General features: G+C 54.3%; 12 protein-coding genes. 9 read left to right on the plus strand and 3 right to left on the minus strand.

The genetic code is table 11. The features are described 5' to 3' along the window. Both FVB43_RS09160 and acnA read left to right on the plus strand, forming a co-directional pair. Positions 1-168: an AraC family transcriptional regulator gene (locus tag FVB43_RS09160; protein ID WP_133841911.1), complete on the plus strand. Its 168-nt coding sequence runs from the start codon at positions 1-3 to the stop codon at positions 166-168. A 545-nt stretch (positions 169-713) separates the two neighbouring features. Continuing rightward, on the plus strand, positions 714-3,395 hold the full coding sequence (acnA, locus tag FVB43_RS09165; RefSeq protein ID WP_167863803.1) for an aconitate hydratase AcnA: 2,682 nt from the start codon (positions 714-716) through the stop codon (positions 3,393-3,395). Positions 3,396-3,458: 63 nt separating this feature from the next. Here the strand turns inward: acnA and ribA are convergent, their stop codons facing one another. Further along, on the minus strand, positions 3,459-4,049 hold the full coding sequence (gene ribA / locus FVB43_RS09170) for a GTP cyclohydrolase II (RefSeq protein WP_159336561.1): 591 nt from the start codon (positions 4,047-4,049) through the stop codon (positions 3,459-3,461). Between the two features lie 228 nt (positions 4,050-4,277). On the opposite strand from ribA, the gene pgpB reads away from it, so the two are divergent. From pgpB to lapB, 3 genes are all read left to right on the plus strand, one after another. Further along, positions 4,278-5,045: a phosphatidylglycerophosphatase B gene (gene pgpB / locus FVB43_RS09175; RefSeq protein WP_133841914.1), complete on the plus strand. Its 768-nt coding sequence runs from the start codon at positions 4,278-4,280 to the stop codon at positions 5,043-5,045. 176 nt (positions 5,046-5,221) lie between these two features. After that, on the plus strand, positions 5,222-5,530 hold the full coding sequence (locus FVB43_RS09180) for a LapA family protein (protein WP_133841915.1): 309 nt from the start codon (positions 5,222-5,224) through the stop codon (positions 5,528-5,530). Between the two features lie 6 nt (positions 5,531-5,536). After that, positions 5,537-6,706, plus strand: coding sequence for a lipopolysaccharide assembly protein LapB (lapB, locus tag FVB43_RS09185; protein WP_133841916.1), 1,170 nt, complete (start codon positions 5,537-5,539; stop codon positions 6,704-6,706). A 169-nt stretch (positions 6,707-6,875) separates the two neighbouring features. Here lapB and FVB43_RS09190 read toward each other — a convergent pair whose 3' ends face one another. Then, entirely contained in the window at positions 6,876-7,868 is a 993-nt protein-coding gene (locus FVB43_RS09190) for a 2-hydroxyacid dehydrogenase (RefSeq protein WP_133841917.1), read from the minus strand. Positions 7,869-8,058: 190 nt separating this feature from the next. Here FVB43_RS09190 and FVB43_RS09195 point away from each other — a divergent pair, with 190 nt between their 5' ends. Genes FVB43_RS09195 through FVB43_RS09205 form a run of 3 tightly spaced genes read left to right on the plus strand, consistent with a single transcriptional unit; the run spans position 8,059 to position 11,199 of the window. Further along, positions 8,059-10,689, plus strand: a complete 2,631-nt coding sequence (locus FVB43_RS09195) for a YdbH family protein (RefSeq protein WP_159336562.1) — start codon at positions 8,059-8,061, stop codon at positions 10,687-10,689. After that, positions 10,673-10,864 carry a YnbE family lipoprotein gene (locus FVB43_RS09200; protein ID WP_133841919.1) on the plus strand — a complete coding sequence of 64 codons (192 nt, stop codon included), beginning with the start codon at positions 10,673-10,675 and terminating at the stop codon, positions 10,862-10,864. Before FVB43_RS09195 ends, FVB43_RS09200 begins: the two co-directional genes overlap by 17 nt. Positions 10,865-10,875: 11 nt before the next feature. Further along, positions 10,876-11,199, plus strand: coding sequence for a YdbL family probable chaperone protein (locus FVB43_RS09205; protein WP_133841920.1), 324 nt, complete (start codon positions 10,876-10,878; stop codon positions 11,197-11,199). Positions 11,200-11,266: 67 nt separating this feature from the next. Here FVB43_RS09205 and FVB43_RS09210 read toward each other — a convergent pair whose 3' ends face one another. Further along, positions 11,267-11,872, minus strand: coding sequence for an FMN-dependent NADH-azoreductase (locus FVB43_RS09210; RefSeq protein WP_133841921.1), 606 nt, complete (start codon positions 11,870-11,872; stop codon positions 11,267-11,269). Between the two features lie 237 nt (positions 11,873-12,109). On the opposite strand from FVB43_RS09210, the gene hrpA reads away from it, so the two are divergent. Further along, positions 12,110-16,009 carry an ATP-dependent RNA helicase HrpA gene (gene hrpA / locus FVB43_RS09215; protein WP_167863804.1) on the plus strand — a complete coding sequence of 1,300 codons (3,900 nt, stop codon included), beginning with the start codon at positions 12,110-12,112 and terminating at the stop codon, positions 16,007-16,009. The last annotated feature ends 37 nt before the right edge of the window (positions 16,010-16,046 follow it).

Raw genomic sequence — 16,046 nt, forward strand, 5'->3', positions numbered from 1 at the left:
ATGTACCTGAGACAGCCAGAGCAAAAAGCACAGCAAGTCCGCAAAACGAACGATCGTTTCTGTAAGGGCAAGAACAAGGCTCAGGACGCCATTCCGGCATCATGGGATTTGAATGACCTGCAGCGCAATTTTATTGAGTCAATGTTCGAAGAGAAGAAAGTTAAATAAAGCAGTTATTAAAACTCACTCGGCGTTTTGCTGAGAATCAAAATTAAAACAGCGTTAATTATCATTCAGGCCGACTCACTGGCCAGGGCATCTTGACGCCCATTTTTGATGCTAAACCCATCATTTAACGGTAAAACCCTCGCTTTAAATGCAGAGTGTTTAATGTGGTACGTTTTGGTCAGAGATGGCCTGCAGGAGTATAAACATGAACTTAACCCAAATTACCTGGTTCAGCACCTGGACATTCTCAGCATTGTTCTGGACCAGCGCGGTATGGATTGGAATGATGGTGCGTTAATCGCACTATTTAATCATCACCCGCGTAATAACAAATAACGCCTCGCTGGCCAGTACAGCGGGGCGTTTTTGTATTTTAATTTCAGTTTGTTTCAGCTGTTGTCAATTAGTGTTGTTATCAAATCGTTGCGATTCGCTTGTGCTATGTTTAAACAAACCTTGTGCTTACTAAGGTTTTACCTTTTATCCCCGCAGCACGGCTCCGGTGACTTAAGGTAAATGTTAAAATAATACGCAATGGAGGAGCAATGTCGACGACCCTACGCCAACTCAGTCAGGATGTACTGTCTGTCCACGAGCAACGTTACCAGTATTACAGTCTTCACCTGGCTGAGGCTGAACTGGGCGATATTTCACGCCTGCCGAAATCAATGAAAGTGTTGCTGGAAAACCTACTGCGCTGGCAGGACGGTGACTCTGTAACCGATGAGGACATCCATGCACTGGCCGGCTGGCTGAAAAATGCGCATGCTGACCGCGAAATTGCCTATCGCCCGGCACGTGTCCTGATGCAGGACTTTACCGGCGTGCCTGCTGTGGTTGATCTTGCCGCCATGCGTGAGGCGGTGAAACGGCTGGGTGGCGATGTCGCCCGGGTGAACCCGCTGTCGCCGGTTGATCTGGTCATTGACCACTCGGTAACGGTTGACCACTTTGGTGATGACGATGCGTTTGAAGAAAACGTGCGTCTGGAAATGGAGCGTAACCATGAACGTTACGTCTTCCTGCGCTGGGGGCAGAAGGCCTTTAATCGTTTTAGCGTGGTGCCACCGGGGACGGGTATTTGTCACCAGGTTAATCTGGAGTACCTGGGTCAGGCCGTCTGGCATGAAGAACAAGATGGAAAAGAGGTGGCTTACCCCGATACGCTGGTGGGGACCGATTCACACACCACAATGATTAATGCGCTGGGCGTGCTGGGTTGGGGCGTTGGCGGGATTGAAGCGGAAGCCGCGATGCTGGGACAGCCGGTGTCAATGCTCATTCCGGATGTGGTCGGGTTCAAACTGACCGGTAAGATGAAAGCGGGTATCACCGCCACTGACCTGGTGCTGACCGTAACGCAGATGCTGCGTAAGCACGGCGTAGTGGGTAAATTTGTTGAATTCTACGGCGACGGGCTGGATGATCTGCCGCTGGCCGACCGTGCCACCATTGCCAATATGGCCCCGGAGTACGGTGCGACCTGCGGGTTCTTCCCGGTGGATGCCGTAACGCTGGGCTATATGAAACTGACCGGGCGCAGCACGCAGCAGGTAGCGCTTGTTGAGGCTTACAGTAAAGCGCAGGGATTATGGCGCAATACCGGTGATGAACCGGTCTTTACCAGCACGCTGGCGTTGGATATGGGGGAAGTCGAATCCAGCCTGGCCGGGCCGAAGCGCCCGCAGGACCGTGTCGCACTGGGCGACGTCCCGGCGGCCTTCCGCGCCAGTAATGAACTGGAAGTGAATCACGCGCAGAAAGCCCACAAAACCGTCAGCTACCTGGACAGTAAAACCCATCAACAGTATCAGCTGGATGACGGCGCGGTGGTGATTGCCGCGATCACCTCCTGTACCAATACCTCCAACCCCAGTGTATTAATGGCGGCGGGTCTGCTGGCGAAAAAAGCGGTGGATCTGGGGCTTGCTCCTAAGCCCTGGGTGAAGGCGTCTCTTGCGCCAGGTTCCAAAGTGGTGTCTGACTATCTTGCCGCTGCGCGCCTGACGCCTTATCTCGATAAACTCGGTTTTAACCTGGTCGGTTATGGTTGCACGACGTGTATCGGTAACTCCGGCCCGCTGCCGGATGAGATCGAATCCGCGATCAAACAGGGCGATCTGACCGTCGGCGCGGTGCTGTCGGGAAACCGAAACTTCGAAGGACGCATCCATCCCTATGTGAAGACCAACTGGCTGGCGTCACCGCCGCTGGTCGTGGCCTATGCGCTGGCAGGTAATATGACCCTGAATCTGCAAACGGAGCCACTTGGCGAAGATGCAGCAGGTCATCCAGTGTATCTCAAGGATATCTGGCCTTCGCCGGAAGAGATCGCCGAAGCCGTGCAGATGGTTTCTACCGATATGTTCCATAAAGAGTATGCCGAAGTCTTCGAGGGCACCCCGGAATGGCAGCAGATCAAGGTCAGTGAAGCCGCGACCTATGACTGGGATGGCAGTTCGACCTACATCCGGCTGTCGCCTTTCTTCGATGATATGGAAAGAGAACCGAAGCCAGTTCAGGACATTCAGGGGGCACGCATTCTGGCGATGCTCGGTGATTCGGTGACCACAGACCATATCTCACCGGCAGGGAGCATTAAAGCCGACAGTCCGGCCGGACGTTACCTGCTGGAGCACGGCGTCGAGCGAACGGATTTCAACTCTTATGGCTCACGCCGTGGTAACCATGAAGTGATGATGCGCGGCACCTTTGCCAATATCCGTATTCGTAACGAAATGGTACCGGGCGTGGAAGGGGGAATGACGCGTTACATTCCTGGCGATGAGCAGATGGCGATCTATGATGCCGCCATGCGTTATCAGCAGGCTGGCATTCCGCTGGCGGTGATCGCCGGGAAAGAGTACGGCTCGGGATCCAGCCGCGACTGGGCCGCGAAAGGTCCACGTCTGCAAGGGGTTAGGGTGGTCATTGCCGAATCCTTTGAACGTATTCACCGCTCGAATCTTATTGGGATGGGGATCTTGCCGCTGGAGTTTCCGTCAGGCGTCACACGGAAAACGCTGGGGCTGACCGGGGATGAGCAGATTGATGTGCAGGATCTGAAGCAGTTAACACCGGGAGGCGTGGTGAAAGTCACGCTGACACGCATTGATGGGCGCCAGGAAGTGCTGGAAGCGCGTTGTCGTATTGATACCGGCAATGAGCTGACGTACTACCAGAATGACGGCATCTTGCATTACGTGATCCGCAATATGTTGCAATAGTCCGCGCCGTGTTTCTCTGGCGACCTGCAAGCTGCCGGTCGCCAGAGTGCTAACCCGAGAGGGTTATTTGGATAGCAGATGGCCCATTTTCGCGGCTTTCGTATCCAGGTAATGCGCATTGCTAGGGTTTCTTCCCACAATCAGTGGTACGCGCTCAACAATATTGATACCCGCCTCAGTGAGGATCTCAACCTTGCGCGGGTTATTGGTCAGCAGGCGGACTTCGTGGATGCCCAGCAATTTGAACATATCGGCGCAGAGGGTGAAGTCGCGCTCATCAGCCGCAAAACCTAACTGGTTGTTGGCTTCAACCGTATCAAAGCCTTTATCCTGCAGCGCATAAGCGCGGATCTTGTTCAGCAGACCGATATTACGGCCTTCCTGACGGTGATACAGCAGAATACCGCGCCCCTGCTCAGCAATCTGCGCCAGGGCAGCTTCAAGCTGGAACCCGCAATCGCAACGCAGGCTGAACAATGCATCGCCCGTCAAACACTCAGAATGGACGCGTGACAGCACAGGTTTGCTGTCGGAAATATCGCCAAACACCAGGGCGACATGATCGTGCCCGGTGGCGAGTTCTTCAAAACCAACCATGAGGAAATCCCCCCAAGGCGTGGGCAGATTGGCTTCTGCTACCCGTTTAAGCTGCATGTGACTCTCCAGAAACTTCAGGTGTTGCGCTATCATCAGATATCGCTGTGTCAGTTGCCTGACGCAAACAATTGTGCCTATTTTGCCACAACATATCGCGTGGCAGTTAACACGTTAGAGCGATTGTTTTAATAACGCAGAATTATCACTATAACAATCCTTATGTTATTATTTTTTAAGATAATCTTATAACAAACTCGTGAACATAACGGTTCGAAAGGAAGATAAATGGCAGAGATCCTCAAACGTACCACCCTGGGCATGCTGGTATTGTTGATGATGCCACTCGGGGTGATGCTGTCAGGCTGGCACTGGCAGCCTGTGTCAATGGGATGGGGGCACAAGCTGCTCTTCTGGTTTACCGAAACAGTCACCAGCCCCTGGGGGACGCTGACCAGTGCTATTCTTTGCGGCTGGTTCCTCTGGTGCCTGCGCTTTCGCTGGAAACCCGCGGTATTTCTTCTGGGGATCATTATTGCCACGCTGCTCTCCGGGCAGTACACCAAAAGCCTGATTAAAGAACATGTACAGGAGCCGCGCCCCTATGTTCTGTGGCTGGAGAAAACGTACGGTATTAATGAGCAGCAATTCTATGACCAGAAACGCAAACAGCGCAGTGAGATGGTCAGCGCCGCCGTTGCGGAGAATAGCCAGTTACCTGACTGGCTAAAAAAACACTGGGCATTTGAAACCGGTTTTGCTTTCCCCTCGGGGCATACCATGTTTGCCGCCAGTTGGGCGTTGCTCGGCGTGGGGCTGCTGTGGCCACGCAGGCGCTACGTCACTATCGTGTTGCTGATGAGCTGGGCGATAGCGGTAATGGGTAGCCGCCTGGTGCTGGGGATGCACTGGCCGCGTGATTTGGTTTTCGCTACGCTTATCAGCTGGTTATTCATTACCCTCGCAACCTGGCTGGCTCAGCGGTTCTGTGGGCCTCTAACGGTGCCTCCGCAGGAGCAGCAGGAGATAGCGCAGCGGGAAAATGAGGCCTCCTGATTGTAAAGACGGTATCCTGTCCCCATATCTTTTGTTCGGCTCTTTTATGGCTGCCTGATGGCAGGAAGTGCAGGGAAAAGTGATGGGGCGAGGAATAACACGTGACATCAATGCAAGCATCAGACCGATTTTTTTGGCATAATTCATCTGGTTAACACCAGGGTATGGGATGAACTGTGAAATATTTGCTGATTTTTTTAGTGGTCCTGGCGATTTTCGTCATTTCAGTCACGCTGGGCGCGCACAACGACCAGGTAGTGAAGTTTAACTATCTGCTGGCGCAGGGTGAGTTCCGTGTTTCAACGTTGCTGGCTTCACTGTTTGCCGCTGGATTTTTACTGGGCTGGGCGATTTGTGGATTGTTCTGGCTGCGTGTGCGGGTATCACTGGCACATACGCAACGTAAACTTAAACGTCTTCAGCAGCAACTGGGGCAGACAGAGCCATCCGTGACAGCGTCACAGGCACCTGCCGTCAAGGAATAATCATTTATGTTAGAACTGCTGTTTCTGTTACTTCCCATTGCTGCCGCCTATGGCTGGTATATGGGGCGCAGAAGTGCGCAACAGGATAAGCAACAGGAAGCCAGCCGCCTGTCGCGTGACTATGTGACCGGGGTGAACTTCCTGCTCTCTAACCAGCAGGACAAAGCCGTCGACCTGTTTCTCGATATGTTAAAAGAGGACAGTGGCACGGTGGAAGCGCACCTGACACTGGGCAATCTGTTCCGCTCCCGAGGTGAAGTCGATCGCGCTATACGCATTCACCAGGCACTGATGGAAAGCGCCTCCCTCACTTACGACCAGCGCCTGCTGGCGATCCAACAGCTGGGCCGCGATTATATGGCTGCGGGGTTCTACGATCGCGCTGAACAGATGTTCGGTCAGCTGGTGGACGAAACGGATTTCCGCATCAGCGCCTTGCAGCAACTGCTGATTATCCACCAGGCCACCAGTGACTGGCCGAATGCCATTGAAGTGGCTGAACGACTGGTGAAACAGGGCAAAGATCGCCTGAAGATGGAAATCGCGCATTTCTACTGTGAGCTGGCCTTGCAGGCTATCAGCAGTGATGATCTCGATCGTGCCATGAATCTGCTGAAGAAAGGGGAGTCAGCCGACCGCAACAGTGCCCGCGTCTCCATTATGATGGGCCGCATCCATATGGCGAAGAATGAGTTTGCCAAAGCCGTGGTGCATTTGCAGCGGGTAATCGAACAGGATAAAGAGTTGGTCAGTGAAACGCTTGAGATGCTGGAAGGCTGTTATGAACATCTTAATCAGCCTCAGGCCTGGTCCGAATACCTTAAACGCTGCGTGGAAGAAAATACCGGTGCTGCAGCCGAACTCTACCTGGCGGGGATCCTTGACCGTGAAGAGGGCGCCGAGGTTGCACAAACTTATATTACCCGCCAGCTTCAGCGCCATCCAACGATGCGTGTTTTCCATCGGCTGATGGATTTCAACTTGCAGGAAGCCGAGGATGGCCGTGCGAAAGATAGCCTGATGGTGCTGCGCGATATGGTCGGCGAGCAGATCCGAACCAAACCTCGTTATCGGTGCCACAAGTGCGGCTTTACGGCTCATGCGCTTTACTGGCATTGCCCGTCGTGCCGTGCCTGGTCCTCCGTTAAACCTATTCGTGGTCTTGACGGCCAGTAATACGTGGGCGTTACGGCTTACTTCACCCCGCATTAGTTACAACATACTAATGGCGCGAAAAAAAACGGTGCCAGCACCACCGAGCTCTTTTTTTTCTACAGGATAAAAGGCGAAAAGGCATAGCCGGGGAGGTTGGCTATGCCGGGGTTGTGCAGGGTACGCGTGTGGATTACACGGTCAGCACATTGTCACAAGGTTCACCTTTCTCAAGGCGGCGCAGATTTTCCAGCGTGGTCTCAGAAATACTGGTCAGGGCCTCCGCAGTCAGGAAAGCCTGGTGGCCGGTAAACAGGACGTTATGGCAGGCTGATAAACGACGGAACACATCATCCTGGATCACGTCGTTAGATTTATCCTCAAAGAACAAATCACGTTCGTTTTCGTAAACATCCATGCCCAGTGCGCCGATTTTTTGCTGCTTCAGCGCCTCAATGGCTGCCTGGGAATCAATCAGAGCACCCCGGCTGGTGTTGATCACCATGACGCCATCTTTCATCTGTGCAAACGCACTGCTGTTCAGCAGGTGATGATTATCCGCCGTCAGTGGACAGTGCAGGGTGATGACATCGGACTGGCTAAACAGCGTTTTAATGTCGACATATTCCGCACCCAGCTCCAGTGCCTGCGGGCTTGGATAAGGGTCGAACGCCAGCAGACGCATACCGAAGCCTTTCAGAATACGCATCGCAGCGATACCAATTTTCCCGGTGCCGATCACCCCGGCGGTACGTCCGTGCATGTTGAAACCAATCAGCCCTTCGAGGGAGAAGTTCGCATCACGCGTACGCTGGTAGGCGCGATGAATACGGCGGTTCAGGGTCATCATCATGCCGACCGCATGTTCAGCCACCGCTTCCGGTGAGTAGGCAGGAACACGTACCACCTGAATACCCAGTTCACGCGCCGCGTCGAGATCGACGTTATTGAAACCCGCGCAGCGCAGCGCAACAAACTTCACGCCCAGTTCGGCCAGCTCCTCTAACACCTTGCGGCTGCCGTCATCGTTGACGAAAATGCAAACGCCATCGCAGCCCACGGCGTTTTTCGCCGTACGTTCACTCAACAAAAAGTCGAAAAACTCCAGTTCAAAACCAAAGTCCTCATTGACCTGTGTGAGGTATTTCCGGTCATACTGCTTGGTGCTATATACCGCAAGTTTCATCGCCTTTTCCTTTCGCCGTGCGTCAGTGATAAAGCAGTGTAACAATAATTTATCCCTACGCGGGAGAGGACCGCTGTTTAGCTGGTGTTAAAAGCAGCGAATCGATTGATTACAGGCGAAAAACTTCACCCTTCAGGGATTCCATGCCATCATTCAGGGATAATCACGGAATGAACAGGATGTCACCGCCATGAATCGGGGCTGGAAAATAGCGCTTGCTGTGCTGATGGCAGTTATCCTGCTGCTGACCGGCATACTTCTTACTGTTACCCAGTGGCTGCCGCGACTGGCCGGCCTCTGGCTGCCCGCAAAAACTTCCGTCGTCCTTGACGGTAACCCCGGCTGGCATCAGGGCGCGTTACGCCTGCCGGGTGTGCATTATCGGGTGGGAGACTGCGAGCTGGCGAGCGTAAAAGGCGTGGCGCTCAGTTACCACCAGAGCCGCTGGCAACTGATTGTCGATGACGCCACCGTGGATACTTCATGCGCAGCTAACCTTACCAGTGCCGACAATCACGATGCACCACGTACGTTGGCAGAATGGCAGCAGATGCTTCCCGCCGCCAACGTCACTCTCCGGCAACTCACGATTACGCCCTGGCAGAACTGGGCCGGGCAGCTTCAGCTTAATCTCGACCCTCAACGTCAGCACCTGCACTATCAGGGAAAAAACCTGTCACTGGATGCCGAACTCAACGGACAGCAGCTGACGCTCACATCATTGAACATTCAGGCACCTGGCGTGCCGAAGCCCGTGAGCCTGAGCGGCACGCTGACGTTACCGCGCATCCCTGACTCCTTACCTGAAGGTGGTGCATTACAGGGCGATTTGGCGCTGGATAGTGTCCCTGAACCGCTGCATCTGCGCCTTGACTGGCAGCAGCAGGTCGGCACGTTGGTCGTGACCGCGAAGGATCAAAAACAACCGCTGTTAACGCTGCCCTGGAACATCACTCGTGAGAACATCGTGGTGCAACAGGGGCAGTGGAACTGGCCCTGGGCGGTGCAACCGCTTTCTGGTGGTTTCGCGCTGACGGCAAAAGGCTGGCAGCAGGGGTTACCCGCCACGGAACTAAACGGCCGCTTTAATATGCTGACCGAGGGACGTGGCGGGAAAGGTAATGTGGTATTAACGCTGGGACCGGGAAATCTGGACTGGCAGAACAGTCAGCTGCCGTTCCGGCTGACAGGAGAGACGAAACTCGACAGCCTGCAATTCTTTGCCGGCTTGCCGGGAGAGTTACGTGGGCCGATGCTTGACCCACAGATAGTGATGCGGCCGGGTGCATTACTGCGTATGAAAGGGCGGTTGCTCTCCACCCTGGAAGTGGATGAAGCACGCTGGCCGCTGGCGGGCGTCTCGCTTTCTTCTGCCGGTATTGATGGGCGCCTACAGGCGATCCTCAGTGCTCATGATCGCGAAATGGGGCGGTTTCGCCTGCATCTGGACGGACGGGCCAGTGACTTCTGGCCGGACAAAGGCACGTGGTTATGGCGTTACTGGGGGGATGGTTATCTGGCCCCGCTGAACGCAAAATGGGATGTCAAAGGTCAGGGACGCTGGCAGGATCGGTTGATTGAATTAACCTCGCTGTCGACCGGGTTTGATCATCTTGCCTATGGCAGCGTCACGATGGATGCCCCACGATTAACGCTGGACCAGCCTGTTCGCTGGCAACGTGACCCTGAGTCACCCTCATTCAACGGGCAATTAAGCCTGAACGCCAGGGAGACGCACTTCAGTAGCGGCGGCTATTTGCCCCCATCGACCCTGACACTGACTGTCAAAGGGCGCGACCCGGAGGCGTTTCTGTACAAGGGGAGTTTGCAGGCGAAGAAAATTGGCCCGGTTCAGGTACGGGGCCGCTGGGATGGAGAACGTCTGCGTGGTCAAATGTGGTGGCCGGAACAGCCATTAAACGTGTTTCAGCCGCTGATCAGTCCGGAGCTGAAACTGGCGATTCAGGGGGGCATGTTAAAAGCTCAGGTGGCTTTCTCTGCGGCCAGCGATCAGGGGCTGAAAGCCGGTGGTCACTGGCTGGTGAGCAATGGCAGCGTGCTACTGCCGGATAATGAATTTGAGGGTATCGACTTCTCGCTACCTTTCCGCCTGGAATCTCATCGCTGGTATTTCGGCGCTCACGGGCCCGTATCATTACGGATAAAAAAGATTAACAACCAGTTTGCGATGCACAATGTCACGGCCGATCTTCAGGGCTGGTATCCCTGGAGTGACAGGCAGCCGCTCACACTGAGTAACGTGAACCTTGAGCTGCTCGGCGGGCAGTTGAGTATGGCCAGCTTGCAGATGCCACAAACGGAGGCAGCCACGATCCATGTCACGCATCTGAGCTTGTCCGAACTGGTCACCACCATGAAGCTTAAACAGCTGGCCATGTCGGGCTACATCAATGGTGCGTTGCCGCTGTGGCTGAATAATTCACACTGGCTGGTGAAAGAGGGCTGGGTTGCTAACAGCGGGCCACTCACCGTGCGTATGGATAAAGACATGGCCGATGCCATCAGTCGTAATAATTTTGCCGCCGGGGCTGCCATCGACTGGCTGCGTTATATGGAAATCTCCCGAAGCTGGGCAACAATCGATCTCGATAATTTAGGCGTGATGAACATGACCGCTAAAGTCGATGGCACCAGCCGTTTCAGCAACAGAAATCAACGCGTATCGCTGAACTACAGCCAGCAGGAAAATTTGTTCCAACTGTGGCGCAGTCTGCGCTTTGGCGATAACCTGCAATCTTGGGTGGAACAGAATGCCACCTTGCCGTCGCAAAAGGAAAACAGTGATGAAACCCCTCAGTAGCCTTTGGATAACGGGTGGAACGATGCTGCTTTGCGGGTGTATCCCGCGCATTGAAGTGGCCGCCCCAAAAGAGCCGATCACCATTAATATGAATGTAAAAATCGAGCATGAAATTCATATCAAAGTGGATAAGGACGTTGAAGCGTTATTAAAAACCCAGAGTGGTCTGTTCTGAGGACGGGGCATATGAAACGACTTAACTGCGGTATATTGCTGGGTTGTTTGCTGCTGTCACCTGCTGTGATGGCGCTGACGCTGGATGAAGCCCGCCAACAGGGACGTGTGGGTGAAACGCTGAATGGCTACATTGCGGCGGTTCAGCAGGATGCGGAAACCCTCACGCTGGTTAAACAGATTAATGAGGGGCGTACACGTCAATATCAGCTGCTGGCGCAGCAAAATAATATGACCACGCGCGACGTTGCCAGTATTGCGGGTTCCAAACTGGTTGAGAGAGCGAAATCAGGGGAATATGTACGAGGAATAAACGGTCAGTGGTTGAAGAAGTAGCGGCGGCACCGACACAGTGCCACCGCGCAGGTTGAGGAGGGTTAGCTCAACCTGTTTTTTCGGGTAATCAGGCAGTCACGATCTGAGAAATCACCGCTTTCGCATCGCTGGCGGCTTTCGCTGCCACTTCAGGACCGTAACCGATACCTTCCGCAAACACGAACTGCACGTCAGTCAGACCCAGGAAGCCAAGGAACAGGGTCAGGTAAGGGGTCAGCAGGTCGCTTGGGGTGTCTTTATGGATACCACCACGGCTTGACAGAACCACGACTTTTTTGCCTTTGATCAGGCCTTCAGGACCCTGTTCGGTGTAACGGAACGTCACGCCAGCACGGGCCACCAGGTCGAAGTAGTTCTTCAGCTGAGTGGGGATATTGAAGTTGTACATTGGCGCCGTGATCACGATGGTGTCATGGGCCTGCAGTTCAGCAATCAGTTCGTTGGACAGATCCAGCGCTTCCTGCTGACGCGGGGTCAGTGCGGCATCGGATGGACGCAGTGCGCCAACCAGCTCACCGTCCAGTACCGGGATTGGGTTAGCGGCCAGATCGCGCTCGGTCACTTCATCGCCAGGGTGGGCCGCTTTCCATTCGGAAACCAGGTGGTCTGCCAGCTGGCCAGACTGTGAATAACCAGCAAGAATACTTGATTTCAGTACTAATACTTTGCTCATGGTTCTTTTTTCCTGTTTTGTCACGCGGATCACATACCGCTCAATAAGGAACACTTTACGGATAAATTGCCGACAGTGTAAGTGCGAGTTTTCGATATCAATGTTCGAAAATATTGAATAAGACGCGCCGGGCAATTAAAACCCTAAGTGCTTGTCTGTGTTACACTACGCAAAATTCTTATCCCCTGTTTAATCCATGTCGCCCAATGTCACGGCGACAAAGCGAGCTTTACTACCATGTCTGATACGCCACAATCTGCCCTGACGCCTCTTTATTCGCGGCTGGATTCGCTGATGCTGCGCGACCGCCAGCGTCTGCAGCGCCGCCTTCAGGGGGCAAAAAAAATTAAAAATCCAACGGCGCTGAATGCGCTGATTGAGGAACTAAGTGGTGATATTGCGGCCTCAGAATTGCGGGTCAGTGCACGTCTTGCCGCCAGGCCAACTATCCGCTACCCGGAAAATTTACCCGTTAGCCAGAAGAAACAGGATATTGCTGACGCGATCCGCGATCACCAGGTGGTGATTGTGGCGGGGGAAACCGGTTCAGGTAAAACCACGCAGTTGCCGAAGATTTGCATGGAGCTGGGACGCGGTATTCGCGGGCTGATTGGTCACACCCAGCCGCGCCGCCTGGCAGCGCGTACCGTGGCCGATCGTATCGCCGCCGAACTGGAAACCTCGCTGGGTGGCTGTGTGGGTTACAAGGTGCGATTCAACGATCAGGTTGGCGACACCACGCAGGTCAAACTGATGACCGACGGCATACTGCTGGCTGAAATTCAGCAGGATCGCCTGCTGATGCAGTACGACACCATAATCATCGATGAAGCGCACGAGCGCAGCCTGAATATCGATTTTCTGTTGGGCTATCTGCGCGAGCTGCTGCCAAAACGCCCTGATCTGAAAGTGATCATCACGTCAGCGACCATCGACCCGCAGCGTTTTTCCCGACATTTCCACAACGCACCCGTGATTGAAGTTTCTGGCCGCACTTACCCGGTGGAAGTACGCTACCGCCCGGTGGTGGAAGATGCTGACGATACTGACCGCGATCAGCTTCAGGCTATTTTTGATGCGGTGGATGAACTGGGCAGAGAGAGTCGTGGCGATATCCTGATTTTCATGAGCGGCGAACGCGAAATTCGCGACACCGCTGATGCCCTGATGAAACGCGATCTGCCGCACACTGAGGTATTACCGCTCTACGCGCGTCTGTCGAATGCAGAACAGAACCGTGTGTTCCAGTCCCACGTTGGACGGCGCATTGTGCTGGCCACTAACGTAGCCGAAACGTCACTGACGGTGCCGGGCATTAAATATGTGATTGACCCGGGTACGGCGCGTATTAGCCGCTATAGCTTCCGTACTAAAGTGCAGCGTTTGCCGATTGAGCCGATATCACAGGCGTCAGCCAATCAGCGTAAAGGGCGTTGCGGGCGCGTATCCGAAGGGATCTGTATTCGTCTGTATGATGAAAATGATTTCCTCAGCCGTCCGGCCTTCACCGATCCGGAAATTCTGCGTACCAACCTGGCCTCCGTCATCCTGCAAATGACTGCGCTGGGGCTGGGTGATATTGCCGCCTTCCCGTTTGTGGAAGCCCCTGACCAACGCAATATTCAGGACGGTGTGCGCCTGCTGGAAGAGCTGGGTGCGATCACTCTGAATGAGAGCCAGCACTATCAGCTGACGACGTCGGGTCGTGCGCTGGCCCAACTCCCGGTTGACCCGCGTCTGGCAAAAATGGTGCTGGAAGCCCAGAAATATGGCTGCGTGCGTGAAGTGATGATCATTACCGCCGCGCTGTCGATTCAGGACCCGCGTGAACGTCCGGCCGAGAAAAAGCAGGCATCAGACGAAAAGCACCAGCGATTTGCCGATAAAGACTCTGATTTCATCGCCTTTGTTAACCTGTGGAACTACGTGCAGGAGCAGCAGAAAGCGCTGTCTTCCAGCCATTTCCGTCGTCAGTGTAAAACGGACTACCTGAACTACCTGCGGGTGCGCGAATGGCAGGACATCTACACGCAACTGCGTCAGGTGGTGCGTGAACTGGGGCTGCCAGTGAACAGTGCTCCCGCTGAAATTCGCGAGATCCATACTGCGCTACTCACCGGCTTACTGTCTCATATTGGCCAGAAAGACGCTGATAAACAGGAGTTTACCGGTGCGCGTAATGCGCGTTTCGCCATTTTCCCTGGCTCTGGCCTGTTTAAGAAGCCGCCGAAGTGGACGATGGTGGCCGAACTGGTAGAAACCAGCCGCCTGTGGGGGCGCATTGCTGCCCGTATTGAGCCGGAGTGGATAGAGCCGGTGGCACAGCATCTGCTCAAACGCAGCTACAGTGAACCGCACTGGGAAAAAGGCCAGGGCGCGGTGATGGCCAATGAAAAAGTGACGCTTTACGGGCTGGCGATTGTCGCGGCGCGCAAGGTGAATTACGGCCAGATTGATCCGGTGCTGTCGCGTGAGCTGTTTATCCGTCATGCGCTGGTCGAAGGCGACTGGCAAACGCGCCATGCGTTCTTCAAGGCCAACCTCAAACTGCGCACGGAAGTGGAAGAGCTGGAGCACAAATCCCGCCGCCGCGACATTCTGGTTGACGACGAAACGCTGTTTGATTTTTACGACCAGCGCATCAGCCACGAGGTGGTCTCTGCCAGGCATTTTGACAGTTGGTGGCGAACCGTCAGTCGCGAAGAGCCGGACCGCCTTAATTTTGCCCGCGAGATGTTGATCAAGCAGGGCGCGGAGAACGTCAGTAAGCTCGACTATCCGAACTTCTGGCATCAGGGCAACCTGAAGCTGCGTCTGAGCTATCAGTTTGAACCGGGTGCCGACGCGGATGGGGTCACGGTTTATGTTCCGCTGCCGTTGCTCAATCAGGTTGAAGAGAAGGGCTTTGAGTGGCAGATCCCGGGCGTGCGTCGGGAACTGGTGATTGCGCTGATCAAATCACTGCCTAAACCGCTGCGTCGTAACTTTGTCCCGGCGCCGAACTACGCTGAAGCATTTCTCGGACGAGCCACGCCGCTGGAGCTGCCGCTGCTGGAGTCGCTGGAACGTGAGTTCCGCCGCATGTCGGGCGTCACGCTGGATCGCGAAGCATGGCAATGGGAACAGGTGCCCGATCATCTTAAAATTACCTTCCGCATTATTGACGAAAATAACCACAAGCTGGCCGAAGGCAAAGATCTCTCTGCGCTGAAACTCCAGCTCAAAGGTAAGGTTCAGGAAACGCTGTCTAAAGTGGCCGATGACGGACTGGAACAGAATGGGCTGCATATCTGGAGCTTTGGCGATCTGCCGGACCATTTCGAGCAGAAGCGCGGCAATTACAGTGTGAAAGCCTGGCCTGCGCTGGTGGATGAGAAAGACAGCGTGGCGATCCGCCTGTTTGACTCTCAGCATGAACAGCAAAAAGCGATGTGGCGCGGGCAGCGGCGTTTACTGCTGCTGAATATTCCCTCACCGATTAAGTATCTGCACGAAAAATTACCGAATAAAGCCAAGCTGGGGCTGTATTTTAACCCTTACGGTAAGGTGCTGGATTTAATTGATGACTGTATTGCCTGTGGGGTCGATAAACTGATCGCTGAGTCGGGTGGCCCAAGCTGGCAGGAACAGGGATACGCGAAGTTGCATGATAAAGTGCGTGCTGAACTGAACGACACAGTAGTAGCCATCGCCAAAAAGGTCGAGCAGATCCTGACCTCGGTATTCAATATCAATAAACGTCTGAAAGGGCGCGTCGATATCACGATGGCGCTGGCGCTGTCGGATATCAAAGCGCAAATGAGTGGCCTGGTGTATCGCGGCTTCGTGACGGGCAACGGCTGGAAGCGCCTGGCTGATACCTTACGTTATTTACAGGCGATTGAACGCCGTATGGAAAAGCTGGCGGTTGATCCGCACAGCGATCGTGCGCGTATGCTTAAAGTCGAATCCGTTCAGCAGGCGTGGACACAGTGGTTCAACAAGCTGCCGCCGGAACGTAAAGATGATGAGGAAGTGCAGGATATCCGCTGGATGATTGAAGAGCTGCGTGTCAGCTTCTTTGCTCAACAGTTAGGGACGCCTTTCCCTATCTCGGAAAAACGTATCCTACAGGCGATGGAGCAAGTGACGTTGTAACGAGGTGTTGAGTAATCATTACCCTGCCAGCCGGTTC

This window comes from Erwinia rhapontici (assembly GCF_012271765.1).
In the GTDB taxonomy this organism is placed as follows: Bacteria; Pseudomonadota; Gammaproteobacteria; order Enterobacterales; family Enterobacteriaceae; genus Erwinia; species Erwinia rhapontici.

What these genes read in the sequence shown, in the direction of transcription:
- FVB43_RS09160 (WP_133841911.1), top strand. Translation starts at nt 1, where the DNA reads ATGTACCTGAGACAGCCAGAGCAAAAAGCACAGCAAGTCCGCAAAACG.
- acnA (WP_167863803.1), top strand. Translation starts at nt 714, where the DNA reads ATGTCGACGACCCTACGCCAACTCAGTCAGGATGTACTGTCTGTCCAC.
- ribA (WP_159336561.1), bottom strand. Translation starts at nt 4,049, where the DNA reads ATGCAGCTTAAACGGGTAGCAGAAGCCAATCTGCCCACGCCTTGGGGG.
- pgpB (WP_133841914.1), top strand. Translation starts at nt 4,278, where the DNA reads ATGGCAGAGATCCTCAAACGTACCACCCTGGGCATGCTGGTATTGTTG.
- lapB (WP_133841916.1), top strand. Translation starts at nt 5,537, where the DNA reads ATGTTAGAACTGCTGTTTCTGTTACTTCCCATTGCTGCCGCCTATGGC.
- FVB43_RS09190 (WP_133841917.1), bottom strand. Translation starts at nt 7,868, where the DNA reads ATGAAACTTGCGGTATATAGCACCAAGCAGTATGACCGGAAATACCTC.
- FVB43_RS09195 (WP_159336562.1), top strand. Translation starts at nt 8,059, where the DNA reads ATGAATCGGGGCTGGAAAATAGCGCTTGCTGTGCTGATGGCAGTTATC.
- FVB43_RS09200 (WP_133841919.1), top strand. Translation starts at nt 10,673, where the DNA reads ATGAAACCCCTCAGTAGCCTTTGGATAACGGGTGGAACGATGCTGCTT.
- FVB43_RS09205 (WP_133841920.1), top strand. Translation starts at nt 10,876, where the DNA reads ATGAAACGACTTAACTGCGGTATATTGCTGGGTTGTTTGCTGCTGTCA.
- FVB43_RS09210 (WP_133841921.1), bottom strand. Translation starts at nt 11,872, where the DNA reads ATGAGCAAAGTATTAGTACTGAAATCAAGTATTCTTGCTGGTTATTCA.
- hrpA (WP_167863804.1), top strand. Translation starts at nt 12,110, where the DNA reads ATGTCTGATACGCCACAATCTGCCCTGACGCCTCTTTATTCGCGGCTG.